The organism is Paenibacillus sp. V4I5, assembly GCF_030817255.1.
Taxonomy (GTDB): Bacteria; Bacillota; Bacilli; order Paenibacillales; family NBRC-103111; genus Paenibacillus_E.
Map to the genome: position 1 here is coordinate 255,213 of NZ_JAUSZB010000002.1, position 22,341 is coordinate 277,553.

The 22,341-nt window shown below is 43.8% G+C and carries 24 protein-coding genes; 22 read left to right on the forward strand and 2 right to left on the reverse strand.

Going from position 1 to position 22,341, the window contains the following annotated elements:
* The first annotated feature begins 37 nt into the window (after positions 1-37).
* The 14 genes from mmgD (at position 38) to QFZ78_RS03090 (ending at position 14,810) form a co-directional block, all read left to right on the forward strand.
* Complete coding sequence (gene mmgD, locus QFZ78_RS03025) at positions 38-1,189, forward strand: citrate synthase (RefSeq protein ID WP_307545221.1); 1,152 nt, start codon at positions 38-40, stop codon at positions 1,187-1,189.
* Positions 1,186-2,634, forward strand: coding sequence for a bifunctional 2-methylcitrate dehydratase/aconitate hydratase (locus QFZ78_RS03030; protein WP_307545223.1), 1,449 nt, complete (start codon positions 1,186-1,188; stop codon positions 2,632-2,634). The genes mmgD and QFZ78_RS03030 overlap by 4 nt, the downstream gene beginning before the upstream one ends.
* A gap of 39 nt (positions 2,635-2,673) precedes the next feature.
* Complete coding sequence (gene prpB, locus QFZ78_RS03035; protein WP_307545225.1) at positions 2,674-3,582, forward strand: methylisocitrate lyase; 909 nt, start codon at positions 2,674-2,676, stop codon at positions 3,580-3,582.
* Between the two features lie 85 nt (positions 3,583-3,667).
* Positions 3,668-4,810 carry an acyl-CoA dehydrogenase gene (locus tag QFZ78_RS03040; protein WP_307545226.1) on the forward strand — a complete coding sequence of 381 codons (1,143 nt, stop codon included), beginning with the start codon at positions 3,668-3,670 and terminating at the stop codon, positions 4,808-4,810.
* 26 nt (positions 4,811-4,836) lie between these two features.
* Positions 4,837-8,103: a fused isobutyryl-CoA mutase/GTPase IcmF gene (gene icmF / locus QFZ78_RS03045; protein ID WP_307555448.1), complete on the forward strand. Its 3,267-nt coding sequence runs from the start codon at positions 4,837-4,839 to the stop codon at positions 8,101-8,103.
* A gap of 24 nt (positions 8,104-8,127) precedes the next feature.
* Complete coding sequence (locus tag QFZ78_RS03050; protein WP_307545228.1) at positions 8,128-9,138, forward strand: thiamine pyrophosphate-dependent dehydrogenase E1 component subunit alpha; 1,011 nt, start codon at positions 8,128-8,130, stop codon at positions 9,136-9,138.
* Positions 9,139-10,119, forward strand: a complete 981-nt coding sequence (locus QFZ78_RS03055; protein ID WP_307545230.1) for an alpha-ketoacid dehydrogenase subunit beta — start codon at positions 9,139-9,141, stop codon at positions 10,117-10,119.
* A 12-nt stretch (positions 10,120-10,131) separates the two neighbouring features.
* A complete protein-coding gene (locus tag QFZ78_RS03060) occupies positions 10,132-10,776 on the forward strand; it encodes a 2-oxo acid dehydrogenase subunit E2 (RefSeq protein WP_307545232.1) in 645 nt (214 codons plus the stop codon).
* A 22-nt stretch (positions 10,777-10,798) separates the two neighbouring features.
* Positions 10,799-11,977, forward strand: coding sequence for an acetyl-CoA C-acetyltransferase (locus tag QFZ78_RS03065; protein ID WP_307545234.1), 1,179 nt, complete (start codon positions 10,799-10,801; stop codon positions 11,975-11,977).
* 21 nt (positions 11,978-11,998) lie between these two features.
* Positions 11,999-12,853, forward strand: a complete 855-nt coding sequence (locus tag QFZ78_RS03070) for a 3-hydroxybutyryl-CoA dehydrogenase (RefSeq protein WP_307545236.1) — start codon at positions 11,999-12,001, stop codon at positions 12,851-12,853.
* A gap of 167 nt (positions 12,854-13,020) precedes the next feature.
* Positions 13,021-13,305 carry a hypothetical protein gene (locus tag QFZ78_RS03075; RefSeq protein WP_307545238.1) on the forward strand — a complete coding sequence of 95 codons (285 nt, stop codon included), beginning with the start codon at positions 13,021-13,023 and terminating at the stop codon, positions 13,303-13,305.
* Positions 13,306-13,317: 12 nt separating this feature from the next.
* Positions 13,318-13,665, forward strand: coding sequence for a DUF962 domain-containing protein (locus tag QFZ78_RS03080; RefSeq protein ID WP_307545240.1), 348 nt, complete (start codon positions 13,318-13,320; stop codon positions 13,663-13,665).
* A 40-nt stretch (positions 13,666-13,705) separates the two neighbouring features.
* Positions 13,706-14,266, forward strand: a complete 561-nt coding sequence (locus QFZ78_RS03085; protein WP_307545242.1) for a hypothetical protein — start codon at positions 13,706-13,708, stop codon at positions 14,264-14,266.
* 76 nt (positions 14,267-14,342) lie between these two features.
* Positions 14,343-14,810, forward strand: coding sequence for a GNAT family N-acetyltransferase (locus QFZ78_RS03090; protein WP_307545244.1), 468 nt, complete (start codon positions 14,343-14,345; stop codon positions 14,808-14,810).
* Positions 14,811-14,952: 142 nt separating this feature from the next.
* Here QFZ78_RS03090 and QFZ78_RS03095 read toward each other — a convergent pair whose 3' ends face one another.
* Positions 14,953-15,900 carry an FkbM family methyltransferase gene (locus tag QFZ78_RS03095; RefSeq protein WP_307545246.1) on the reverse strand — a complete coding sequence of 316 codons (948 nt, stop codon included), beginning with the start codon at positions 15,898-15,900 and terminating at the stop codon, positions 14,953-14,955.
* Between the two features lie 192 nt (positions 15,901-16,092).
* On the opposite strand from QFZ78_RS03095, the gene QFZ78_RS03100 reads away from it, so the two are divergent.
* The 8 genes from QFZ78_RS03100 to QFZ78_RS03135 all read left to right on the forward strand — a co-directional run bounded on the left by QFZ78_RS03100 (position 16,093) and on the right by QFZ78_RS03135 (position 21,168).
* Positions 16,093-16,803, forward strand: a complete 711-nt coding sequence (locus tag QFZ78_RS03100) for a class I SAM-dependent methyltransferase (RefSeq protein WP_307545248.1) — start codon at positions 16,093-16,095, stop codon at positions 16,801-16,803.
* Between the two features lie 14 nt (positions 16,804-16,817).
* A complete protein-coding gene (locus QFZ78_RS03105) occupies positions 16,818-17,225 on the forward strand; it encodes an NUDIX hydrolase (RefSeq protein ID WP_307545250.1) in 408 nt (135 codons plus the stop codon).
* A gap of 166 nt (positions 17,226-17,391) precedes the next feature.
* Complete coding sequence (locus QFZ78_RS03110; RefSeq protein WP_307545253.1) at positions 17,392-18,297, forward strand: S-layer homology domain-containing protein; 906 nt, start codon at positions 17,392-17,394, stop codon at positions 18,295-18,297.
* A gap of 172 nt (positions 18,298-18,469) precedes the next feature.
* Positions 18,470-19,513 carry a rod shape-determining protein gene (mreB, locus tag QFZ78_RS03115; protein WP_307545255.1) on the forward strand — a complete coding sequence of 348 codons (1,044 nt, stop codon included), beginning with the start codon at positions 18,470-18,472 and terminating at the stop codon, positions 19,511-19,513.
* A gap of 14 nt (positions 19,514-19,527) precedes the next feature.
* Positions 19,528-19,908, forward strand: a complete 381-nt coding sequence (locus tag QFZ78_RS03120; protein ID WP_307545258.1) for a hypothetical protein — start codon at positions 19,528-19,530, stop codon at positions 19,906-19,908.
* 15 nt (positions 19,909-19,923) lie between these two features.
* Positions 19,924-20,184, forward strand: a complete 261-nt coding sequence (locus tag QFZ78_RS03125) for a hypothetical protein (protein WP_171644114.1) — start codon at positions 19,924-19,926, stop codon at positions 20,182-20,184.
* 133 nt (positions 20,185-20,317) lie between these two features.
* The gene (locus tag QFZ78_RS03130; protein WP_307545261.1) at positions 20,318-20,668 is read left to right on the forward strand and encodes a VOC family protein; all 351 of its coding nucleotides are present in this window, start codon (positions 20,318-20,320) and stop codon (positions 20,666-20,668) included.
* A gap of 23 nt (positions 20,669-20,691) precedes the next feature.
* On the forward strand, positions 20,692-21,168 hold the full coding sequence (locus QFZ78_RS03135) for a GyrI-like domain-containing protein (RefSeq protein ID WP_307545264.1): 477 nt from the start codon (positions 20,692-20,694) through the stop codon (positions 21,166-21,168).
* A gap of 370 nt (positions 21,169-21,538) precedes the next feature.
* On the opposite strand, the gene QFZ78_RS03140 is transcribed toward QFZ78_RS03135, so the two are convergent.
* Positions 21,539-22,303 (reverse strand): C40 family peptidase, encoded by a 765-nt coding sequence (locus QFZ78_RS03140; protein ID WP_307545266.1) that lies wholly within the window; start codon positions 22,301-22,303, stop codon positions 21,539-21,541.
* Positions 22,304-22,341: the final 38 nt, after the last annotated feature.

Here is a 22,341-nt window from a genome sequence, read left to right on the forward strand (position 1 = left end):
AGGAAGTGCAACGAACGGAAGAAGGGAGAGCGATGAGATGAGTGACGACTATTTGCCTGGACTTGAAAATGTCATTGCTAGCGAGACGAACATCTCGTATCTGGATGTGGAGAAGGAGGAAATTGTTGTTCGCGGGTATGACCTTATTGAGCTTGCCCAACATGTAACCTATCTGGACATTGTGGGGCTGCTTCTAGACGGAGCTTTGCCTAATCCAGAAGAACGGCATTCGATCGAAGAGAAGTTGAGATCGGAATATGGATTACCTCCAAATGTGAACGCGATTTTACAACTACTCCCCGAGCAAGCCGACTTCATGGATGTTCTGCGAACAGGTATCTCAGCTATAGCTAGTTACGACGTCGATCTTGAGGATCGTTCCAGAGAAGCCAATACTCGTAAAGCCATTCGATTGCTTGCAAAAGTGCCGGAAATTGTAGCTAACGGGTATCGCGCGCAAACGAAGCAGCCATTCATAGATCCGCGCAAAGAGCTATCATACACAGCTAATTTCTTATATATGATCACAGGACGCGTCCCAACCAAGATGGAAGAAGCTATCTTTGATCAATCACTGATCGTCTATAGTGAGCATGAAATGCCGAATTCTACGTTTGCTGCGCGTGTAATTGCATCCACACAATCCGATCTTTATGGTGCCTTAACTGGCGCAGTTGCTTCACTCAAAGGGACTCTGCACGGCGGCGCGAATGAAGCGGTCATGGCTATGCTTTTGGAAGCGGGATCGGAAGCAAATCTTGAAGCACTCATGCTAAATAAGTTAGCAAAGAAAGAACGAATTATGGGCTTTGGACATCGGGTTTATATGAAAAAAGCGGATCCCCGTGCATTGCTTATGAAAGAGGCACTAGCTGAACTCGCAATAGACAAAAATCAACCAGAGCTCTACAACATGTGTGTCCTTGGGGAAGAAGTCATGAAGCGAGAAAAGAATTTGCATCCGAATTTGGATTATTATGCAGCTCCTGTTTACTATTTGCTTGGGATTCCAATTGAATTGTTTACGCCGGTATTTCTTGCTGCCCGTACGATCGGCATTAGCGCGCATGTGATCGAACAACATGATAATAATCGACTCTTTCGACCACGAGTTCATTATAAGGGACTTCGCGATCTACACCCTCCTCAGCAGCCGAGTCACTTAAGCAGAAAGGACGAATACGAATGAGTAGTTCTGGATATCTGGAAAATAAGGAGATGACCTTTGACCCCTTAATCGAGGAGATGGCTGATTATATATTGGCAAAAGGAATTGAAAGTGAGGAAGCGTATCGCATCGCACAGCATGTCCTATTGGATTCACTTGGCACCGGATTACTCGCCTTGCGATTCCCGGATTGTACGAAGCATTTGGGTCCGATCGTACCAGGTGCAAACTTACCGGGAGGTGCCCGCGTGCCGGGGACGAGATACGAGCTTGACCCTGTCCATGCGGCTTTTAATATCGGCTGTATGATTCGTTGGCTGGATTATAACGATACATGGCTGGCTGCTGAATGGGGGCATCCTTCGGATAATCTAGGCAGTATTCTTGCCGTCGCCGATTATCTTAGCCGCAATAGAGTTGCTGAGGGGAAAAAGCCGCTCTATATGAAGGATGTCCTCACCATGACGATTAAAGCGCATGAGATTCAAGGAGTGCTAGCTCTAGAGAACAGCTTAAACCGTGTAGGGCTGGATCATGTTCATTTTGTGAAAATAGCTTCGACAGCCGCTGCTGCGGCAATGTTGGGGGCAAACAGAGATGAGCTGTGCAGCGCGCTATCTAACGCATGGATTGACGGGGCTAGCTTAAGAACGTATCGACATGCTCCCAATACAGGTTCCCGTAAATCATGGGCAGCCGGTGATGCCACAAGTCGTGGGGTTCGGTTAGCTTTGATGGCTGTAGGTGGCGAAATGGGCTATTCGTCCGCTCTTACTGCGAAAAACTGGGGCTTCCAAGATGTTTTGTTTCAAGGAAAAGAACTTACATTAGGTCGTTCACTAGGCTCCTATGTGATGGAAAATATTTTATTTAAAATATCATTTCCAGCTGAATTTCATGGTCAAACGGCCGTCGAATGCGCTTTGCATCTGTACCCTAAGGTACACGAGCGACTAGATGAGATTGCTCAGATCACAGTGACTACCCATCAATCTGCGATTCGGATTATTGATAAGAAGGGACCTTTGCACAATCCTGCTGATCGGGATCATTGTCTGCAATACATGGTTGCAATTGGGCTGCTGTTTGGTACATTGACCGCTGAGCACTACGAAGAAATGGTCGCTATTGATCCTCGGATTGATGCGTTAAGGGAGAAAATGGTCGTTGTCGAGGATGAGCAGTACAGCAAGGATTACTTGGATCCTGACAAACGTTCGATCGCCAACGCAGTCCAAATTCACTTCAAAGACGGCACGAAAACGGAGAAAGTGGTTTGCGAGTATCCAATCGGGCATCGCAGAAGGCGTGAGGAAGGTTTGCCGAAGGTTATTGAGAAATATGAAGCCAATTTACTAACTCGGTTTCCTCGTAAGAAGACGACAGAAATACGAAAGCTCTCCCTTGATTATGAGCGGTTGATTCAAACGCCTGTTCATGAGTTTATGGCGCTTTTCATTATATGACCATTGGTCAATAAAGTCAGCAAGATGCAGGAGGTCTTTATGTCATGGCTGATTGAAGAAGAACCAGATCAACACCGATTGGCCGCTGAGTTTCGTCAGCTTGTTGGTGCAGGTCCAATTGTCAAAATCCCTGGTACCCACGACGGAATGGCTGCAAGAATAGCTAAGCAGGCTCAATTTAAAGCCATTTATTTATCTGGAGCTGCTTATACTGCAAGCAGGGGGCTGCCTGATTTAGGCCTCATTTACTCTAATGAGGTGGCGGAACGTGCCCGAGAGCTGGTTCGTGCATCGGGTCTTCCTCTGCTTGTCGATATAGACACCGGATTCGGCGGTATTTTAAACGTAGCACGAACTGCAAAGGAAATGGTGGAGGCGAAAGTTGCCGCTGTTCAAATTGAAGATCAGGAAATGCCGAAAAAATGCGGACATTTGAATGGAAAGAAGCTCATTTCCGCTGAGGAAATGATTCAAAAAATTCGAACGATCAAAGCTGTGAGTCCGACGTTATTTATCGTTGCGCGTACGGACGCCAAGAGCGTCGAGGGAATGGATGAAGCGATTCATAGAGCGCAGCAATATCTTGCTGCGGGGGCTGATGCGATTTTTCCAGAAGCGCTGGAGAGTCAAGAGGACTTTCAACGCTTCAGCAAGGAAGTGAAGGGTCCACTTTTAGCCAATATGACGGAGTTTGGGCGAACTCCTTACTATACGGCGGAGCAATTTGAAAGCTGGGGATTTCATATGGTTATTTATCCAGTCACTTCTCTTCGTGTAGCTGCCAAGGCCTATGAAAGAGTTTTTGAGGAAATCAGTCAAACTGGAACTCAAAAGGGTTCTCTCAGCCAAATGCAAACCCGGAGTGAGCTGTATGACACCATTCGATATTACGATTATGAAGCCTTAGATGGGAAAATTGCCAAAACGATTTTGAATGAAAATGATTAGCGGCCTATGATCCATCCTCACTGATCTCCTGTTATCGGTGGGGTCTTTGCGTACACATAAGTCATCTAGAGGAGGTCGTGCTGGCATGGACTTTAGCTGGTCAGAGGAACTGGAAATGGTACGCACGATGGTCCGTGATTTCGCCGAAAACGAGGTGGAACCGAGTGCTGCTCTGCGGGATGAGGAAGAACGGTTTGATCGGACCTTATTTGACAAAATGGGAGAGCTTGGTCTGACGGGGATTCCTTGGGCTGAGAACTATGGCGGGCTTGGCTCCGATTATCTGACCTTTTGTCTTGTTGTGGAGGAATTATCTCGTGTATGCGCTTCTACAGGTATTACGCTATCGGCACATATTTCGCTTGGAAGCTGGCCTATTTATACCTTTGGAACGGAAGAGCAGAAGATAAAGTTTTTACGTCCGATGGCTGAAGGGAAGAAGCTTGGGGCATTTGGTCTGACAGAGATCGGCTCAAGCTCCGATGTTGGACCTATAGGAACGACAGCCATGCGAGATGGTAATCACTATGTATTAAACGGCTCCAAAAAATTCATTACGAATGCAGGTGCTGCGGAAATTTATATCGTGTTCGCTTTGACAGACCCCTCTCAAGAGCACAAAGGCTGCAGCTCATTTATCGTAGAGAAAGATACCCCCGGATTTACGGTTGGCAAAAAGGAAAGAAAATTGGGCATTCGTTCATCGCCGACGACGGAGATCCGCTTTGACAATTGCCGCATACCCACGGAAAACCTACTTGGTAATGAAGGAGAAGGGTTTAAAATCGCTATGCGAACGCTGGATGGCGCTAGGATTGGAGTCGCGGCTCAAGCGGTAGGGATCGCGCAAGGAGCACTGGATGTATCGTTAGCCTATGCCAAAGAACGCAAGCAGTTTGGAAAGCCTATTGCTCAGCAGCAGGCGATTGGTTTTAAGCTTGCGAATATGGCAACCAAAATCGAAGCGGCAAGACTGTTGACGTATCAAGCCGCTTGGCGAGAAAGTCAGGGGTTATCGTACGGCAAAGAATCTGCTTATGCCAAGCTTTTTGCTGGAGACACGGCCATGGAGGTGACTGTAGAAGCTGTTCAAATCTTCGGGGGATATGGCTATACGAAAGCCTTTCCCGTTGAGCGTTATATGCGCGATGCCAAGATCACGCAAATAAATGGAGGGACGAACGAAATCCAGCGAGTGATTATTTCTCGAAGCCTTCTGGCAGATTGAGGAAGGGAGGTGCAGCCGTGTCAACTGTGGGTTCGGAAACCAACTATCGTGCGAAGCATAAGGTGAGATTCGTAACGGCTTCAGCTTTATTTGACGGCCACGATGTGTCCATTACGATCATGCGGCGAATTCTTCAAGCCAGTGGAGCGGAGGTCATCCATCTAGGGCATAACCGATCCGTTAAGGAGATTGTGCAAGCAGCTATTCAGGAGGACGTTCAGGGAATTGCCGTATCCTCCTATCAAGGCGGTCACGTCGAGTACTTTACTTATATGATTGATTTATTGCGGGAAAAAGGGGCACCCGAGATCAAAGTCTTCGGCGGCGGCGGGGGTGTGATCCTTCCTTCGGAAATCAAAATGCTTCATGACTTTGGCGTTACTCGCCTATTTTCGCCTGATGATGGAAGGGAGCTTGGCTTGCAAGGGATGATTAACTTCATGATGAAGGAGTGTGATTTTAGTACGGTTTCTGGCTATGCTCAAGGTTACGATGTAGGCGGAGTAGAGCAAATCAAAGATCATAGGTCGATAGCCCGCTTCATTACTGCTGCCGAACTAGCTTGTGAAAGCAAGGAATCAGTATCGGAGATAGAGACATTAAGTAACATGCAGTTGAGTGGGGCCATATGCCCGGTTGTTGGCATCACAGGCACAGGCGGAGCGGGTAAAAGCTCCCTGACCGATGAAATAGTCCAGCGTTTTCTGCGTCAGTTCCCGGACAAAACGATCGCCATCCTATCGGTCGATCCAACTAAGCAGCGAAGTGGTGGCGCTTTGCTCGGAGATCGCATCCGCATGAACGCTGTTCACAATGACCGCGTGTATATGCGGAGTATGGCAACACGGGGCTCGGGTAATGAGCTGTCCCTTGCAATCGCTCCTGCCATTGCCATCTTGAAGGCGGCCGGCTTTGATCTCGTTTTGGTGGAAACCAGCGGAATTGGTCAAGGTGATCATCAGATCACCGATGTAGCCGATGTATCGCTCTATGTGATGACAAGCGAATTCGGTGCGCCTTCGCAATTAGAGAAGATTGATATGCTTGATTACGCAGACCTAATCGCGATTAATAAATTCGACCGAAGAGGTTCTGCGGATGCACTTCGGGATGTGAAGAAGCAAGTTCAGAGAAATCACGGTTTATTTGATTTAGATTTTGAAACCATGCCTGTCTATGGAACGATGGCTAGTCAATTTAACGATGCTGGCGTGGATACATTATTCCATGCACTCATCGATACCTTGAATCAAAAATGTGCTTTGCAATGGCCTGTTCAGGGCTTTTCAACTGGTCATGCTGTTGCTAAGACGCATATCGTCATTCCAACTGACCGCACACGGTATTTAGGAGAAATCGCAAATACTGTACGGGCGTATCACGCGTTTGCAGATAGGGAAGCAGAGCTGGCCACTACCTGTTATCAAATTGAAGGGGCGATAATAGCACTAAAGCAAGAGCTTGGAGTAGACGAAAGTATTTCTGTGCTGCAATCACTTAAGATGAATGTCGAGAACCGCATGCAAAAAGAAACTCGCCATCTACTCGCCCAGTGGCCGGAGCTGCAAAGAAAATACACAGGCAAAACATTAACTACCCGAGTAAGGGATAAAGAATTCGTGACAGAGCTAACAACGTCAAGCTTGTCAGGCCTGGATATCCCGAAGGTGAGCTTGCCTAAATACCGTGATGAAGGAGATCTCATTCGCTGGATGTACCGTGAGAATGTTCCGGGGGAATTTCCCTTTACAGCAGGTGTTTTTCCTTTCAAACGAACAGCGGAGGATCCTAAACGCCAGTTTGCGGGCGAAGGAACACCGGAACGCACCAATCTACGATTTCATTATTTATCTCAGAACGATCCAGCCAAACGTCTTAGCACTGCTTTTGACTCCGTTACCTTGTATGGCGAGGATCCTGATGAACGGCAGGACATTTACGGCAAGATCGGTGAGAGCGGGGTCAGTGTCTGTTCTCTAGACGACATGAAAAAGCTGTATGCCGGGTTCGATCTATGCGATCCGTTGACTTCGGTTTCAATGACGATTAACGGTCCTGCTCCAATACTTCTCGCGATGTACATGAACACGGCGATCGACTTCCAGATCGAACGCTTCTTCCGAGAGCAGGGTAGACGGCCAACGGACGTGGAGGCGAAGCAGATCCGCGGGCAGACGCTGAAATCGGTGAGGGGGACAGTACAGGCTGACATTTTGAAGGAGGATCAGGGGCAGAATACATGCATTTTTTCCACAGAGTTCGCACTGCGGATGATGGGCGATATTCAGCAATATTTTATCGATCATGAAGTCCGTAATTATTACTCGGTTTCTATTTCGGGCTATCATATTGCGGAGGCAGGGGCGAATCCGATCTCACAGCTCGCTTTTACACTAGCAAACGGATTTACATATGTTGAGTATTATTTGGCTAGAGGCATGTCGATTGATGACTTTGCACCCAATCTGTCCTTCTTTTTCAGCAATGGACTTGATCCCGAATATACCGTGATTGGACGGGTGGCCCGCCGAATATGGGCTGCCGTTATGAAGAACAAATACAACGCTAATGAACGCAGCCAAAAGCTGAAATATCATATCCAAACGTCGGGGCGTTCTCTGCACGCGCAGGAGATTGATTTTAATGATATCCGAACCACGCTGCAAGCACTGATGGCCCTTCTTGATAACTGTAACTCGCTGCATACGAATTCTTATGACGAGGCTATTACAACACCAACGGAGGAATCCGTACGTCGAGCGATGGCGATTCAATTAATCATTACAAAAGAACTTGGTTTTGTTAAAAACGAAAACATGCTGCAGGGTTCGTTTATCATCGAGGAATTGACCGATTTGGTTGAGGAGGCTGTGTTGCAGGAATTAGAACGAATCAGCGAAAGGGGCGGTGTACTCGGAGCTATGGAGTCTCAGTATCAAAGGGGTAAAATCCAAAATGAATCGATGCTGTATGAAATGAAAAAACATCATGGCGAGCTACCCATTATTGGGGTAAATACGTTCCTTCATCCTAATCCTTCCAAAGATGAAGATATGAATATCCCGTTAGCTCGCGCAACGTCGAAAGAAAAAGAGCAGCAAATTACGAATCTCAGGGAGTTTCTATCGAGGCACCTAGCAGAATCACCCAAGGCTTTGGCAAAGCTGCAGCAAATTGCGCTTGAAGGTGGCAACATTTTCGCCGAATTGATGGAAACGGTCAAGGTTGCAAGCTTGGGTCAAATTACTCACGCGCTTTATCAGGTAGGCGGGCAATATCGCAGAAATATGTAGCAGCAGGAGAGAGGAGGAATTCCAATGTCTTCTCAGCAGGTTACTAAGCATCAACAGCTCGGTTTAACCGATGAACAGGTGCTGAAGATGTATACCTTCATGCTCAAAGCGAGAAAGTTTGACGAGCGAGCAACACTTCTTCAACGGTCAGGTAAAACAGCCTTTCATATCTCTAGTGTTGGTCAAGAGGCGACCCAAGTAGCAGCGGCGTTCGCATTAAATAAGCAGCATGACTATTTTCTGCCTTATTACAGGGATTATGCCTTTGTCTTAACGGTGGGCATGACGGTACGAGAACTCATGCTGGCAGCCTTATTCAAAGCTGAGGACGTTAACGGAGGCAGGCAAATGCCTGGGCATTTTGGCTATAAAAAGCATCATATCGTTTCAGGATCAAGTCCGGTTGCCACGCAGACCCTACACGCTGTCGGCATCGCACTGACGGCTATGATGAGGAAGGAAGATCATGTCGCTTTCGTCAGCTTTGGTGAAGGGGCGAGTAACCAAGGGGATGTGCACGAAGCGTTCAATTTTGCCGGTGTATTTAAGCTGCCTGTTATCTTCTTATGCGAAAATAACCAGTATGCCATTTCCATTCCTGCACACAGACAAGTAGCCGGGCGCGTTGTTGATCGTGCCTCAGGCTATGGCTTCCCAGGTCAGCGTGTTGACGGCAATGACACTCTGGAGGTGTATCGCGCGGTCAAAGAAGCGAGGGAGCGTGCCATTCGCGGGTATGGACCGACATTGATTGAAGCGATGCTTTATCGGATCCCGCCGCATTCCACTGCGGATGACGATATGCTGTACCGAACGAAAGAAGAGGTGGAATACCATAAGGAGCAGGACGGCTTGCAGCGGTTTCGTCGTTATTTGATCGAATGCGGCGTTATGTCAGAAGAGATCGAACAAGTGCTGAATGAGAGTGTTACAAAAGAAGTGAATGAAGCAACGAAATATGCAGAAAAAGCCCCTTATCCGGCCCCTGAGGATGTATTAAGACATGTTTATGCGGAAGATGGGGGTGATGCTTAGATGCCAATCTTAACGTACTTGGAGGCCATTCGCCGTGCGATGATAGAAGAGATGGAACGCGATGAGCATGTTTTTGTGCTCGGAGAGGATATTGGGAAGGGCGGCGTTTTGAATGCGACGAAAGGCATGCGCGATCGGTTCGGTGAATTGAGAGTTCTTGACACGCCTCTCTCTGAATCTGCCATTGTGGGTGTCGCGATTGGAGCTGCTATGGTCGGTATGAGGCCGATAGCTGAGATTCAATTTGCTGATTTTATTTTCCCAGCGGCTAATCAAATCATAAGTGAGGCAGCGAAAATTCGGTATCGATCGAACAACGACTGGCATTGTCCGATCGTTATTCGCGCACCTTACGGCGCGACAGGCGGAGGCGGATTATATCACTCACAGTGTCCGGAATCCGTCTTTTTTGGCACGCCAGGACTCAAGATTGTTGCGCCGTCTACCGCATATGATGCCAAAGGTTTGCTGAAAGCAGCAGTGCGGGACGAGGATCCTGTCCTTTTTTTCGAACATAAGAAATGCTATCTTTCGATATCAGATGAAGTACCTGAAGAAGATTACACCGTCCCAATTGGCAAGGCAGCCATAAGGCGCGAGGGTACGGATATCACTGTGATTGCCTACGGTTTGTCGGTACATTATGCGATAAAAGCTGCGTTTGAGCTGGAGCAAGAAGGAATTAGTACTGAGGTATTGGATTTGCGGACGCTTCATCCACTCGATAAACCTGCCATTTATGAGGCGGCAGCCAAAACCGGTAAAATATTGATCGTACACGAAGATAATAAAACAGGTGGCATTGGTGCTGAAATATCAGCTCTAATAGCGGAACATCTGTTGTACGAGTTGGATGCACCTATTATGAGATGCTGCCCTCCCGATATTCCCCCTGTTGGCATGGCGCCAACCTTAGAGAAGTTTTACCTGCCGAATGTCGACATCGTCAAAGAAGCCATGCGCCAATTAGCGGAAATCTGAAGGAGGCTGGGTATGCAGAGTAACTCTGAGAATCCCCATGCTTGGATGATGATCGAAGTGGATGTCAGTAACCTCGTCGTCTTGCGGCAAGAGTTGAAAGACACCTTTATGCGTAGAGAGGGCCTCCCGCTTTCGCTTAGCCCGTTCGTATTGAAACCGATCGTGAATGCCTTGAAGGAGTTCCCCATGCTGAATTCAAGCTGGCAATCGGGCAGCATTCTTTTCAAAAAAGATATCAACCTATCCATAGTTGTTGCTAATGCCGACGATACCCTCGTAACACCTGTGATTTATCATGCGGATCGTAAATCCATAGCAGGAATCGCGATTGAGATGGTTGAGTTGGTCATGAGGGCGCGAAGTGGTTCCTTGCTGCCTTCCGATTTCGTTGAGGGTTCATTTACATTTAGTAACACCGGCTCGGTAGGATCCTTGCTTTCCTGTCCAATCATTCATAATCCGCAGGCGGCCATACTGACTTTTGAGTCCATCGTACGTAAGCCCGTAGTCATTCAGGAAATGATTGCGATCCGATCGATAGCCAACCTTTGCCTTTCCTATGATCACCGGATTGTAGACGGGTTGATTTGCAGCCGGTTCATGCAGCGGGTTAAGTATTATTTGGAACAATATGATCAAGAAACGATCATTTATTGAGAACGATGGGGGGGGCGGATCCATGAGGGAAAGTGTAATTGCGGGCGGTGCCCGAACGCCGTTCGCTAAGTTTGGCGGTGCCTTAAAAGATGTTCCCGCTGTCGTTCTCGGAGGAATAGTGATAAAAGAGGCGATCCTCCGATCTTCGATTGATCCGGCAACAATTAACGAAGTGCTTATGGGGATGGTGCTGCAGGGAGGTTCGGGACAAATTCCCTCTCGTCAGGCTGCCCGATGGGCTGGTCTGGACTGGAGCGTGACGACGGAGACCATTAACAAAGTGTGTGCTTCCGGGCTGAGAAGTGTGACAATGGCCGATCAAATCATACGTTCAGGAGATGCAGATATTATTGTAGCCGGCGGGATGGAAAGCATGAGCAACGCACCGTTTGCCCTGCCAAGCGCCCGGTGGGGATCAAGAATGGGGGATCAAAGCCTCGTGGATCTCATGATTCATGATGGTTTATGGTGTTCATTTCACAACGTGCATATGATCGATCATGGCAGCACGGTTGCCGCAGAGTTTGGAATTAGCCGCAAAGATCAGGATGACTGGGCTCTTCGCAGTCATATTCGTGCCGTAGAAGCGATGAATAAGGGATATTTTGCGGAGGAAATTGTCGCTGTAGCTATCGAGAGTAAACAAGGGAAGAAAGAGATTGATCAAGACGAAGGACCTCGAACAGATACAAGCCTGGATAAGCTTGCCGGGTTGCCTGCTTTAATGAAGGATGGCACCATAACGGCGGGTAACGCCCCCGGCGTTAATGACGGCGCTGCCGCCATGGTGGTTATGTCCAAAGAAAAGGCTGTTTCTCAGGGGATAAGGCCTCTGGCTAGAATTGTAGGTCACGCAGCCGTTGGGGAAAGAGCGCCATATATCGCGATCACACCGGCTCTGGCAATTCTGAAGCTGCTGCGTCAAACAGGTTTGTCTTTGGAGCAAATCGACAGGTTTGAGGTGAATGAGGCCTTTGCGGCTGTCATGCTGATCAGTGGTAGATTACTTGGCTGGAATTCGGAGCTAGTCAACGTAAATGGCGGAGCGATTGCACTTGGTCATCCCATTGGCGCCAGTGGGGCGCGAATCATACTTACTTTGATCCATGAACTGCGGAGAATTGGCGGTGGCTATGGCATTGCCGCGATATGCAGCGGAGCAGCTCAAGGAGACGCCATTCTTTTGCATGTAGATCCATAAGTTTATGGTGGGGGTGGATAGATGAAAATACAGACTATCATGGTTGTAGGTGCGGGACAAATGGGGAGCGGAATCGTTCAAGTTGCTGCAGCTTCGGGCATGAAGGTGCTGTTGCATGATATTTCCATGGATTTTATTGACAAAGGATTAGCTTCGATAAACAAACAACTATCTAGAGGTATTGAGAAAGGAGGTCTTTCAGAAGCGAGGAAGGCTGAAATTCTAAGTCGAATACATCCTGCGGAGCAACTAGAACAAGCGGAACAGGTAGATTTTGTGATAGAAGCTATTTCAGAGAATATGGTGTTGAAAACTTCACTATTCCAAAGGCTGGATATCATTTGCCCACCGATGGCAATCTTGGCATCGAATACGTCATCGCTTCCCATTACCGAAATTGCCGCGGTGACGGGGCGTCCGTCCCATGTGATAGGCATGCATTTCATGAACCCAGTACCGGTTATGCCTTTAGTTGAAGTCATCCGTGGTTTGGAAACCTCGCAGGGAGTGTTCGAAGCTGTATACAAATTGAGTGAAAAGATGGGGAAGACCCCTGTGGAAGTGAAAGACTTCCCTGGATTTGTGTCGAATCGTATCTTGATGCCGATGATTAACGAAGCTGTTTTTACCGTTTATGAAGGAGTTGCATCTGTTGAATCGGTCGATACCGTGATGAAGCTCGGCATGAAGCATCCCATGGGACCGCTAGAGTTGGCTGATTTCATCGGGTTGGATACATGCCTATCCATCATGGAAATCCTTTATGAAGGCTTTAAGGATTCGAAATATCGTCCGTGTCCACTACTGCGGAAGTATGTGAAAGCGGGGCGTTTGGGGCGTAAATCTGGTCAGGGGTTTTATTCGTATCATGGTTGAAAATAAGGGTATCAATGGGCAGTCACTTCACACGGGGCTGTCCATTTTGATTCGACCATAAGAATTTTTCAGAAACGGGGAGTTTGTGCAGGGATATTTTGGGATTTATTGAATTAAACCAAAGGAAGTTTTGAAAAAAATTAATCAACAACCGAAAGGAATAACCAATGACGATTATTGGAATTATTACAGCCATTATTTTTGCAATACTGATTTCTATTTATCTAGGGCCATTTGGGGGAATCGTTTTACTGGCTGTTACTTTTGGGCTTGTTCTAAGTACACATCAAAGAAACAAAAAAATGTATGAAGATATTCAGAGAATGAAAGAACGATTAGGCATCGTGGATCGTGACGATTTTCATATGACGAATGAGGAAATTGAAGAGGAACTTGAAGATTATTCGAACAAAGTAAATGAGAAAAATAAAGATATGGACGCTGATAAATGAGGAAAAATTGAGATGAGACTAAAGAAGTTCAAATATCGAGTTCAACGCGACTTAGATTATTATCTGAAAGAACATCAGAATAAGACCAATCAAATACTGCACTATTTTGCTTTTTTATCGGCTTTTTTGGCTTGGTTATTTCTGTTTTATGATCTAAAAGCAACGCTGATTCTTGGCTTATTACATTACCTTTTATCGTGGATAGGACATTTCTATTTTGAGGGGAATAAGCCAGCATCGTTTCGGTACCCACTTATAGGTTTCTATTCTGGGTTTACATGGTTTTTTATAAAGACGATAGAGATTGTAACTGGAAAAGATATCTTGAACACATGGTTAAATGAGAAACGTGAGGATTGAGAATAATTGAAATAAAACTCGCTAAGTAAAGGGATAAAATATGAATGATGAAAAGTTTGAAGAAGATTGGGAAGTTTATCAGAGCATTTTGAGACTAACGAAAACGCTATTGAAGCAAGGAACGACACCAGCCGTGGCAAGAGAAATCGTACTGAAATCAACCGAATATAGAGTGTGGACTTCGACTTTGCGATGCTTTTCTATTTGTTGTGACGAAATCGAGTTTTATTTAGACCTGAAAGGTACGGTTGAATTTGAGCAATATGATGAAGACTTAAGATCCCTTGCCCTGGAAGAAATGCATGGTATGTTGGGTTCAACAACAAGGGATTGGCCATATGAAATCGATAGACTATTTTTGCAAATGGGCATGCAGATCCAGCCAACCGAATTATCTTATGAAATGGGGAGATTTAGTAAGTTATTAGGTTTTGAGACTTCCGTTGGTCTTTTAGAGTTTTTTTCTTTATTTACTGGAAACGCGAGTGGATTGCTAAATATTGATGAACAGAAATTAAGAACACTTGAGCAAAGTACGATTAAAATTGAAGAGTTTATTACACTCTTTGAAAGTAAATATAGAATATCGGGTGATAGCTGAATGATGAACGATAGATTGTTAAGGAGCTTTTTTTTGTTTTGTAGTAATCGTCACAAATAAGGATGGAGTGTGTTGCATGTTATTTGAAATTAGAGAAGCAAAAATAGAAGAAGCAGACATTGTATTTCGTACAATGCAAGAGTCATTTATGGAATATAGTGGGAAACTGAATCCACCTTCAGGAGCACTTTCTGAGACGATTCAAAATGTTATAAACATCTTTAAAGAAGGTGGTGGAGCCGTAATAGCATGGAACGGAAGTATGGCTGTAGGCTCCGCCAGATATAGATACATGGATCATTATATGTATATTGGCAGAGTTTCGGTTCTACAAGAATATCGCGGAAGAGGAATATGTAAATCACTATTAAATATTATAGAAAACAAAGCATTGTCAAGTGGAATTCAAGAATTAAGAGTTGAAGTGCGGTTGTCAATTCCAGAAAACATAGGTATGTATAAAAGGCTCAAATATGAAGTCATTGAACATAAGTTTTATCCGGAGCGGACAGATAGCTGGTATGTAATGAGTAAGAAACTATAAGTTAAGTTGATAAAAATCTTGGACAAGTACAATTAGAAAGTAGTGAACATTAATGGCAGTTATAGCGTGTACAAAGAAATTATTTGATTTAAGCAAATTTCCAGTTTTACAAACACATATTTAACTAATTTAAGAAACTGTTCTAATCCAATCGAATAATCTGCGAATAGATCTCTGGAATCTTCACGCCTGGTGAGACTAAGATGATATCCGTGTGAATATGTTTCTTTTTGAATAACATTTGTAGTTTTTCCAGAGAAATTTGCTCGAAGTGGTACAGTTCCTGATTGTTCAAGTAAACATAAAGGTTGAAATGCTCTTGTAAATAAGTTAAAAATACATGCGCATCTGTATCACTTTTGGCTAAATATTTACTGTCAAATTCAATAAATCCAAACATATAAGGACAATTTTTAATAGATTGCAGCATCCCTTGGATAACCTTCTCTTCATGACCTTCAACATCGATTTTAAACAAGAGCTTTTCTTTTTCCAGCGGATACTGACTAAGCAAAGAGTCAAGTGTAATGCTTGGAATATCGTGTTGTTGGTAATGCTTCGATCCGTTGGGATTGCCAAGAGCAGCGGTTGAAAGTCCAGACCAGTATTTGTTAATGAAGAAAGATTGCTTCTCACTATCTTCATTAGAAGCCATAGCATAAACGGTGTTAATTTTTTTGCGGTTTGGATGTATTTTCTTAGAACGTTCAATATACGGCTGTAAATTAGGATTGGCTTCAATTCCTATCACTTTGCTGTTCTTAGGATAGGTTACAGAAAAGAGACATTCGCCATAGTTTACTCCTACGTCTACGATCAAAGTGGGTCGGAAAGAGGCAACCGCCGTTTTCCAAAACAGATTCAGCCTTGGTTGTGTCATTCCACCTGTCATATACAAAATTCTTCCGCGATTTTCAGTTGGATCGACATACAGAATACGAGATGAATCGGGAAGCACAATTCGGTCTGTGCGCCATCGTCTTATAATAGTGCGAGACAGCACATAGCGGGCAGTTGATTTCATAATTTCCCAATAACGTAAAGAAGACTCTTGTTTAATAACAGCTTCGTAAGATTGTTTATGGGGCATAATGTAGTTCCTTTCTTCTAATAGTTTTTGGATAAGAACGTGTAGTCTTTTTATTTTAACAAAAAGTAATTACTTATGAGTTATGTGGATGTAAAGGGAATGTTTATTTATGTGAAAGTATTTCAAAACAATTAATGAATTTAACGTGGTTCCTAATTTAGAGTGATAGCTAAGAAGAAGAGGAAAACAACAATGGATAATAGGATCAAAAAAATTAGAAATGAAGAGCGAAAATATCATGAAGCTTGTTATGATAACTACAAATTATTTGCAGAGGGATCATGGTTATCGAAACCAGTAAAAACAGTGATGGATACGCTAACTTATTTTAATTCCAATGATAATTTAACTGTATTAGATCTAGGTTGTGGAGTAGGAAGAAACAGTATTCCAATTGCTGAGTCAATGAAGGATCGCCAAGCGGGGAAAATCATTTGTGTTGATATAATTGAATCTGCACTTAAGAAATTAGAAGATTATAGTGAACAGAATGGAGCTCGTGCGTACATAGAACCAAAGCTATCAGACATTGGAGACTATATCATCGAAGAGAATCAATTTGATTATATCATTGCGGTTTCTGCCTTAGAACATGTGGAATCAGTACCCAAATTTATACAAGTCTTAGAGAGAATGGCACGAGGAACGAAAGAAAACGGGATTAATTGTGTTATTATGAGCACCAACATTCAAGAAATAGATATAGAAACAGGAGTAGAATTAGATCCATTTATGGAGCTTAATTTGACAACTGAGGATGCGAAACAATTATTATCAACGGCGTATGAAGAATGGGAAATAATTTTAACTACTGTAAAGCCTTTACAATTCAATATAGAGAGAAATGGGCGCAAAATTCTGCTTAAGAGTGACTGTTTAACGTATGTCGTTCAAAACCAATAAGAAGGAGAAGAGAGATGAATCCACCAAAACATATTGTTTCGGCAGCTGCAATTGTGATAAATGAGCAGAATGAAATATTACTTATTAAGGGACCAAGAAGAGGATGGGAAATGCCTGGAGGGCAAGTGGAGGAAGGAGAATCCTTACAAAGGGCAGCGATTAGAGAAACCAAAGAAGAATCAGGAATTGATATTGAAATAATCAGATTTTGTGGGATTTTTCAGAATGTAGAGAGCTCAATCGTAAATACATTATTTCTCGCGAAGCCAATTGGTGGAGAACTAACAATAACGAACGAAAGCTTAGAAACCAAATATTTTTCAATTGAGGAAGGGTTAAATTTAGTGACTTGGAAGAATTTTCGGCAGCGCATTGAATATTGTTTAAGATTGGATTCGCAGCCTTTTGACATAGAATTCTAGCAAAGGATTTAACGCCATAGACCAAGTTAGAACTTTATTTAAAAGATCAGTAAGCCGAGGGAGAATCCTTCGGTTTTTATTTTTTTTAAATTCACTGAAACATTTATCACGTACGATACGTTAAGAGGTTGTAATAAGATAATCAACTAAAAGGAGAGAATTAACTATGAAAAAGATAGCGGCTTTAACTTTAACAACAGCTTTGGTTAGCAGTTTGACTTTTAGCAGTGCCTTCGCTTTTACGGATGTAGAGGAAGGACAAGCTGCAGCAATCTCCGCTCTACAAGAACGCGGAATCGTGAGCGGTATTGATAAGGATCATTTCGTCCCAAAAGGAAAGATTAGTTATGCACAAACCGTTCAAATGATTGTTAAAGGCATGAATTTGAACTTAGATACGATGCGCTTTATTAAACAACCATTAGCTTCGGACATCTTTACCAATATCCCTAATGATGCTTGGTATGCGGATGCCTTTATCAAAGCGCACTACAACGGTATGGATATTCCAAAGGATGTAAACCCGAACGCTACAATCACTCGTGAACAATTTGGAGAAATGCTCGTACGTGCTTTGGAAAAGAAGGGCGATTTCCCATTAGTGAAAATGTTTATCCCGATCAAAGATGAGGCTCAGATCACTCCTGAATATCAAGGGGCGCTACAACGCTTGTTGCTTTATAAAATTGCCGAACTTGACAAGGAAGGTATGTTTAATCCCAAAGCCGAACTTAATCGTGGCCAAGCCGCAGGTTGGATCTATAATGCGATTCGCGTCCTGGAAACACATATCCAAAAACCGGCACCTGTAGAAGATGTATCCGTAACTGTGGAGAAAGTAACTGACGATGTGAACAAGGTTACCTTATCAAGAGGTCAAAAACCGAATTCAGGTTACAGTATTGCCATTCAAAATGTTCGATTTGACCAAAACGGTCAAGCAGTGATTTCGTATACGCTGCAAGATCCAAAACCAGACACAATGTATGCTGAAGTGATAACTGAGGCAAAAGCCGTAACTTACGTTTCCTCAGCCTTTAAAGCAGTAGCTGAACCAGCAGCTGCGAACTAAATTAAGCTTACTTGAGAGTGCCGCTCACCTATATGGTGGGTGGCATTTTTTGGGTTACCCCCCTAGAATGGCTGCTTTATGCGAACAAGTATGAAGATGCAGTTAAGTCAAAATCAACTAATATACACGCTACTATGGGCATTGTCTATTGAACAGCGAGAAGGAGCGAGTCATGTTAAAGAGATTAGAAGAACTGTTTGGTGTGGATTTGGGCACTTGTAATACACTTATTTATCAACAAAAAAAAGGGATTGTTCTGCAAGAGCCGTCTGTTGTCGCCATTCAAACGGATACAGGGGAAATTAAAGCTTTTGGCCAAGAAGCCTATGATATGATTGGAAGAACTCCAGCTAATGTGGAGGTCATCTATCCTTTAAAAGATGGGGTTATAGCCAATTTTGATATGACCTTAGCGATGCTGAAATATTTTATAGGCAAAATAAAAAGAGGTTATCAATGGTTTCGCAGCTTCCAAGTGCTGATCTCCGTGCCTTGTGGAATAACGAATGTACAGAAGCGTGCCGTTGAAGAAATGATTGTACATAAAGGAGCAAGAAGATCTATCACCATCGAGGAGCCACTAGCTGCAGCTATGGGCGCCGGGCTACCTGTTGCAGAACCAATTGGAAGCATGGTTCTTGATATCGGCGGAGGGACAAGTCAAGTAGCCATTATCTCTCTTGGTGGAATTGTCGTAAGTGAGTCGGTTCGCCGTGGAGGCATGTCAATTGATCAGGATATTATCGAATATGTAAAGAAAACTTATAATATGGCCATTGGAGAACGGACTGCGGAGGAAATCAAGAAGAACGTCGCTGCCGTTGTGATGCCTGTGAAAGAAGTGAAGATGGATATAAGAGGGCGTGACCTCGTGCAGGGCTTGCCAAGAACGATATCGATTTCATCGCAGGAAATTTACGAGATTATGGATGATTTTGTGAAATCGATTCTGGAATGCATTCGACTCGCGATGGAGAAATGCCCGCCGGAACTTGCCGGTGATGTGATGGAGCAGGGCATTCTGCTATGTGGTGGAGGCGCATTGCTGGAAGGATTGGATAAGCGGCTTCAGCAGGACATAGGCGTTCCGGTTCATCTCGCTGAGCACCCGATGGAATGTATTGCTCATGGTACAGGGAAAATGATAAACTTCAATGGGGCGATTATTGAGCGGTCTGAAAAGATTGTGACAGAAGATCGAGAAAGCGTCCTGTAAAGGAGGCTTTTCTATTGAAATTTAGAGCAGTATCTGATCAGACGAAAATGAATGTTATGCTTTGGAGTATTAAAAAGGAAATCATGAAAGAGAATAAGTATTTAGAATCCCTACCTTATGACCCTACGCCAATTATGGAGGTCGTGAAACACCATATCGATAGATGGGACCCCGTTAAGCTTCTAGCGATGGATTGTCCGGATGATGAGTATGATGGTGAAACGCGAACGATAACCATTTATATCACTAAACATCTAGATGATCTGGATGCACTATCCCTGGGCAAGGCGATTATTAAGATATTGGGTGATTCCTTTCGTGGTGAATTTCAAGCAGACGAACAGTCTATTGAAATAGCTTCAAGTATCATACATTCACTAAGATCAGGCGTATAGAAACGGGGTGTTGTTGTGAGCGAAATGCTTAACAAATACTGCGCCAAAATATTCGGTAAAACGGGTGTTATTATCGAGATTGGCGTCGTTAAAAAGGTTGCCAGCCGGACGGTTCACGTCGATTGGGGAACCAAAACGTGGATCTATCAGAATAAAGATTTCATCTGGGCACCGCTATCGAAAGAAGAGTTTGAAGAAAAGTATAAGAAACCTAAATTTTCTGAGGGAGCGCTTGCCCGAGCCTTGGAATTAGGTTTAAAGATTACTTATAATTAATACCCAGAAACCGCTCCTTGATCATCAAGGAGCGGTTTCTTTTGTTCATTTCAGAAATAAATTCATTTACATGGGAACAAATATTCGGTATTATAGGGGTGGGTATAAATACCAATTATGGAGGTTGAATCATTTGGGCCGTGTTGTCTTATTTGAAATGAATAGTCAGGATCCGGAACGAGCTGCAAGTTTTTATTCATCTGTTTTTGGCTGGAAAGTTGCAGAGCCTAACTGGGGATACCACTCAGTGACAACAGGAAATGATGATAAATCTGGCATTAATGGCGGTATTTCAAAGGGACCAAGTGATTTTCCACACGGAATAAGAATTCAAATCGAAGTTGACAACATAGATGAGGCACTTATGAAATCCGTTGAGTCCGGAGCACAAGTTGTTAGAGGAAAGATGGAATTTGATGATTTTTATCTTGCTTATTTAGTGGATCCAGTAGGGAATGGGATCGGTTTAATACAGAATAAATAGTCAATAAGAGAGGGACGATTACTTTGGAAAACAAAACGATGATTAAATATCACTGTGAGACTCTTCGAAGAGAGTATCAATTAGTTGGTCAGAGTCTTACAGCCAATTTTCCAAAAGGGTTCCCAGATGCAGCACTACAAATACAAAGTCAATTTGCTGAGAGAAGACATGAGATCACAAATGCGAAGGATCAGGAAATCCTCTTTTCGCCATATATGTGCAATGGGATATTCGCTACCTATTTTGCTTGCCTTGAAGTGGATGATTTAACTGTAATACCCGAAGGGATGATTGGTTTTAAGCTCCCTGCCGTTAATTATGCCAAAATAAATTGTACAACCAAAACAATAGGTGAAGCGTACTCGAGAATATTTGAGTGGATGAAAGAAAATGGATATCAACAGAAGTTTTTGGATCAATCTTGTCCGATCGAAATCTATTACTTTGAGGAAAATGTAGAGGAAGAAAACGTTGAAATATTAATACCTATAAAAGATTAATTAAATCAAGAGGCGTGTTCTTTAGAAAAGATCGCGTCTCTTGATATTTTTATGCCTTAGTTAAAGCAAAGGTCATTTTACTGCTGCTTGTGCCGCTGCAATGTTACCTAGAGGGAAAAAAGTGATCACACCTCCATTTTGGCTGCAATTGTCTGCTTCTAGAGACTTACCATACCTCACAGTCAAGTCTTTCACTGCTGCAATGGCATCAGCCATTCCTTTCCATGGAACCTTCCAACAAAATCCTAACTCGCTCACCTTTGGGAGCAATCGGTTCCACAGGATGAAACAATGTTTCGTCCATTCCATTAGGAACATAGATAGAATCTTGGATGGAAACCAGGCCAATCAGATATGTGAGAGTTAAGGGCTATTTTGTGTCGAGTACCGAGCCACCTAAGGCAAAGCGATAGGTTAGATGATTATTGGCAACTTCATCAATACGTACGCCACCTGTGGCCGCTGAAGCAGTATGTATGATTTTTCCATTACCCAAATAGATACCCACGTGTGTAATGTTTTCGATGGATTTATCCATCCCGGTGTATAAATTCGGATCTGTCCCTTTATAACTGACGAAAAAGAGCAAATCTCCACGCTGGGCTTGATCGATAGTTGTGTAAGCCCGATTGGAAAAAGATTGAACATAGGTCGCTTGACTTCGAGAATCTTTTGGGATATCCATCCCTAGAGAAGAAAGATAAACCCAATGCGTGAAGTCGGAGCAGTCAAATGTGGATGGGTCAGATCGATCTGAACTGAATTCGTATGGAGTTCCATAGTACATAGCCGCATGTGAGATCACATTCTCTGCATAATTACCTTCTTTGGGCTGGATAGATGGATTGGGCCAAACTTGAACGAGTCCTTGCGTTCCTCCAAGAATTTTGATAGTGCTATTCGTGGAAGAAGCGGCATCTTGCGCGCGATAACCGCGCTTTTCTAGTTCGATGTTGGCATCACCCCTTTGAAGCAATACGTCTTGATTTGTAATTTTAGGGTCCAATAGCCGCCTATCCATACCGCCTTGTTGCGTTGAGACTCCAATTTGTTGAGGGTCAAAATTCCCTTTACCGCACCCGGATAAAACAAGTATACAGCTTAATAGGGTAAGTAATTTTTTAGTATGTTTCATTATAGGCCTCCTATAGTTGATACCCATATTATGTTTAG

Excerpts from the sequence above, each read along its gene's own strand:
- QFZ78_RS03110 (WP_307545253.1), top strand. The coding sequence starts at position 17,392 with ATGAAAAAGATAGCGGCTTTAACTTTAACAACAGCTTTGGTTAGCAGT.
- QFZ78_RS03055 (WP_307545230.1), top strand. The coding sequence starts at position 9,139 with ATGCCAATCTTAACGTACTTGGAGGCCATTCGCCGTGCGATGATAGAA.
- QFZ78_RS03030 (WP_307545223.1), top strand. The coding sequence starts at position 1,186 with ATGAGTAGTTCTGGATATCTGGAAAATAAGGAGATGACCTTTGACCCC.
- QFZ78_RS03100 (WP_307545248.1), top strand. The coding sequence starts at position 16,093 with ATGGATAATAGGATCAAAAAAATTAGAAATGAAGAGCGAAAATATCAT.
- mmgD (WP_307545221.1), top strand. The coding sequence starts at position 38 with ATGAGTGACGACTATTTGCCTGGACTTGAAAATGTCATTGCTAGCGAG.
- QFZ78_RS03095 (WP_307545246.1), bottom strand. The coding sequence starts at position 15,900 with ATGCCCCATAAACAATCTTACGAAGCTGTTATTAAACAAGAGTCTTCT.
- QFZ78_RS03085 (WP_307545242.1), top strand. The coding sequence starts at position 13,706 with ATGAATGATGAAAAGTTTGAAGAAGATTGGGAAGTTTATCAGAGCATT.
- QFZ78_RS03105 (WP_307545250.1), top strand. The coding sequence starts at position 16,818 with ATGAATCCACCAAAACATATTGTTTCGGCAGCTGCAATTGTGATAAAT.
- QFZ78_RS03140 (WP_307545266.1), bottom strand. The coding sequence starts at position 22,303 with ATGAAACATACTAAAAAATTACTTACCCTATTAAGCTGTATACTTGTT.
- QFZ78_RS03040 (WP_307545226.1), top strand. The coding sequence starts at position 3,668 with ATGGACTTTAGCTGGTCAGAGGAACTGGAAATGGTACGCACGATGGTC.
- QFZ78_RS03065 (WP_307545234.1), top strand. The coding sequence starts at position 10,799 with ATGAGGGAAAGTGTAATTGCGGGCGGTGCCCGAACGCCGTTCGCTAAG.
- QFZ78_RS03080 (WP_307545240.1), top strand. The coding sequence starts at position 13,318 with ATGAGACTAAAGAAGTTCAAATATCGAGTTCAACGCGACTTAGATTAT.
- QFZ78_RS03050 (WP_307545228.1), top strand. The coding sequence starts at position 8,128 with ATGTCTTCTCAGCAGGTTACTAAGCATCAACAGCTCGGTTTAACCGAT.
- QFZ78_RS03060 (WP_307545232.1), top strand. The coding sequence starts at position 10,132 with ATGCAGAGTAACTCTGAGAATCCCCATGCTTGGATGATGATCGAAGTG.
- prpB (WP_307545225.1), top strand. The coding sequence starts at position 2,674 with ATGTCATGGCTGATTGAAGAAGAACCAGATCAACACCGATTGGCCGCT.
- QFZ78_RS03090 (WP_307545244.1), top strand. The coding sequence starts at position 14,343 with ATGTTATTTGAAATTAGAGAAGCAAAAATAGAAGAAGCAGACATTGTA.
- mreB (WP_307545255.1), top strand. The coding sequence starts at position 18,470 with ATGTTAAAGAGATTAGAAGAACTGTTTGGTGTGGATTTGGGCACTTGT.
- QFZ78_RS03070 (WP_307545236.1), top strand. The coding sequence starts at position 11,999 with ATGAAAATACAGACTATCATGGTTGTAGGTGCGGGACAAATGGGGAGC.
- QFZ78_RS03075 (WP_307545238.1), top strand. The coding sequence starts at position 13,021 with ATGACGATTATTGGAATTATTACAGCCATTATTTTTGCAATACTGATT.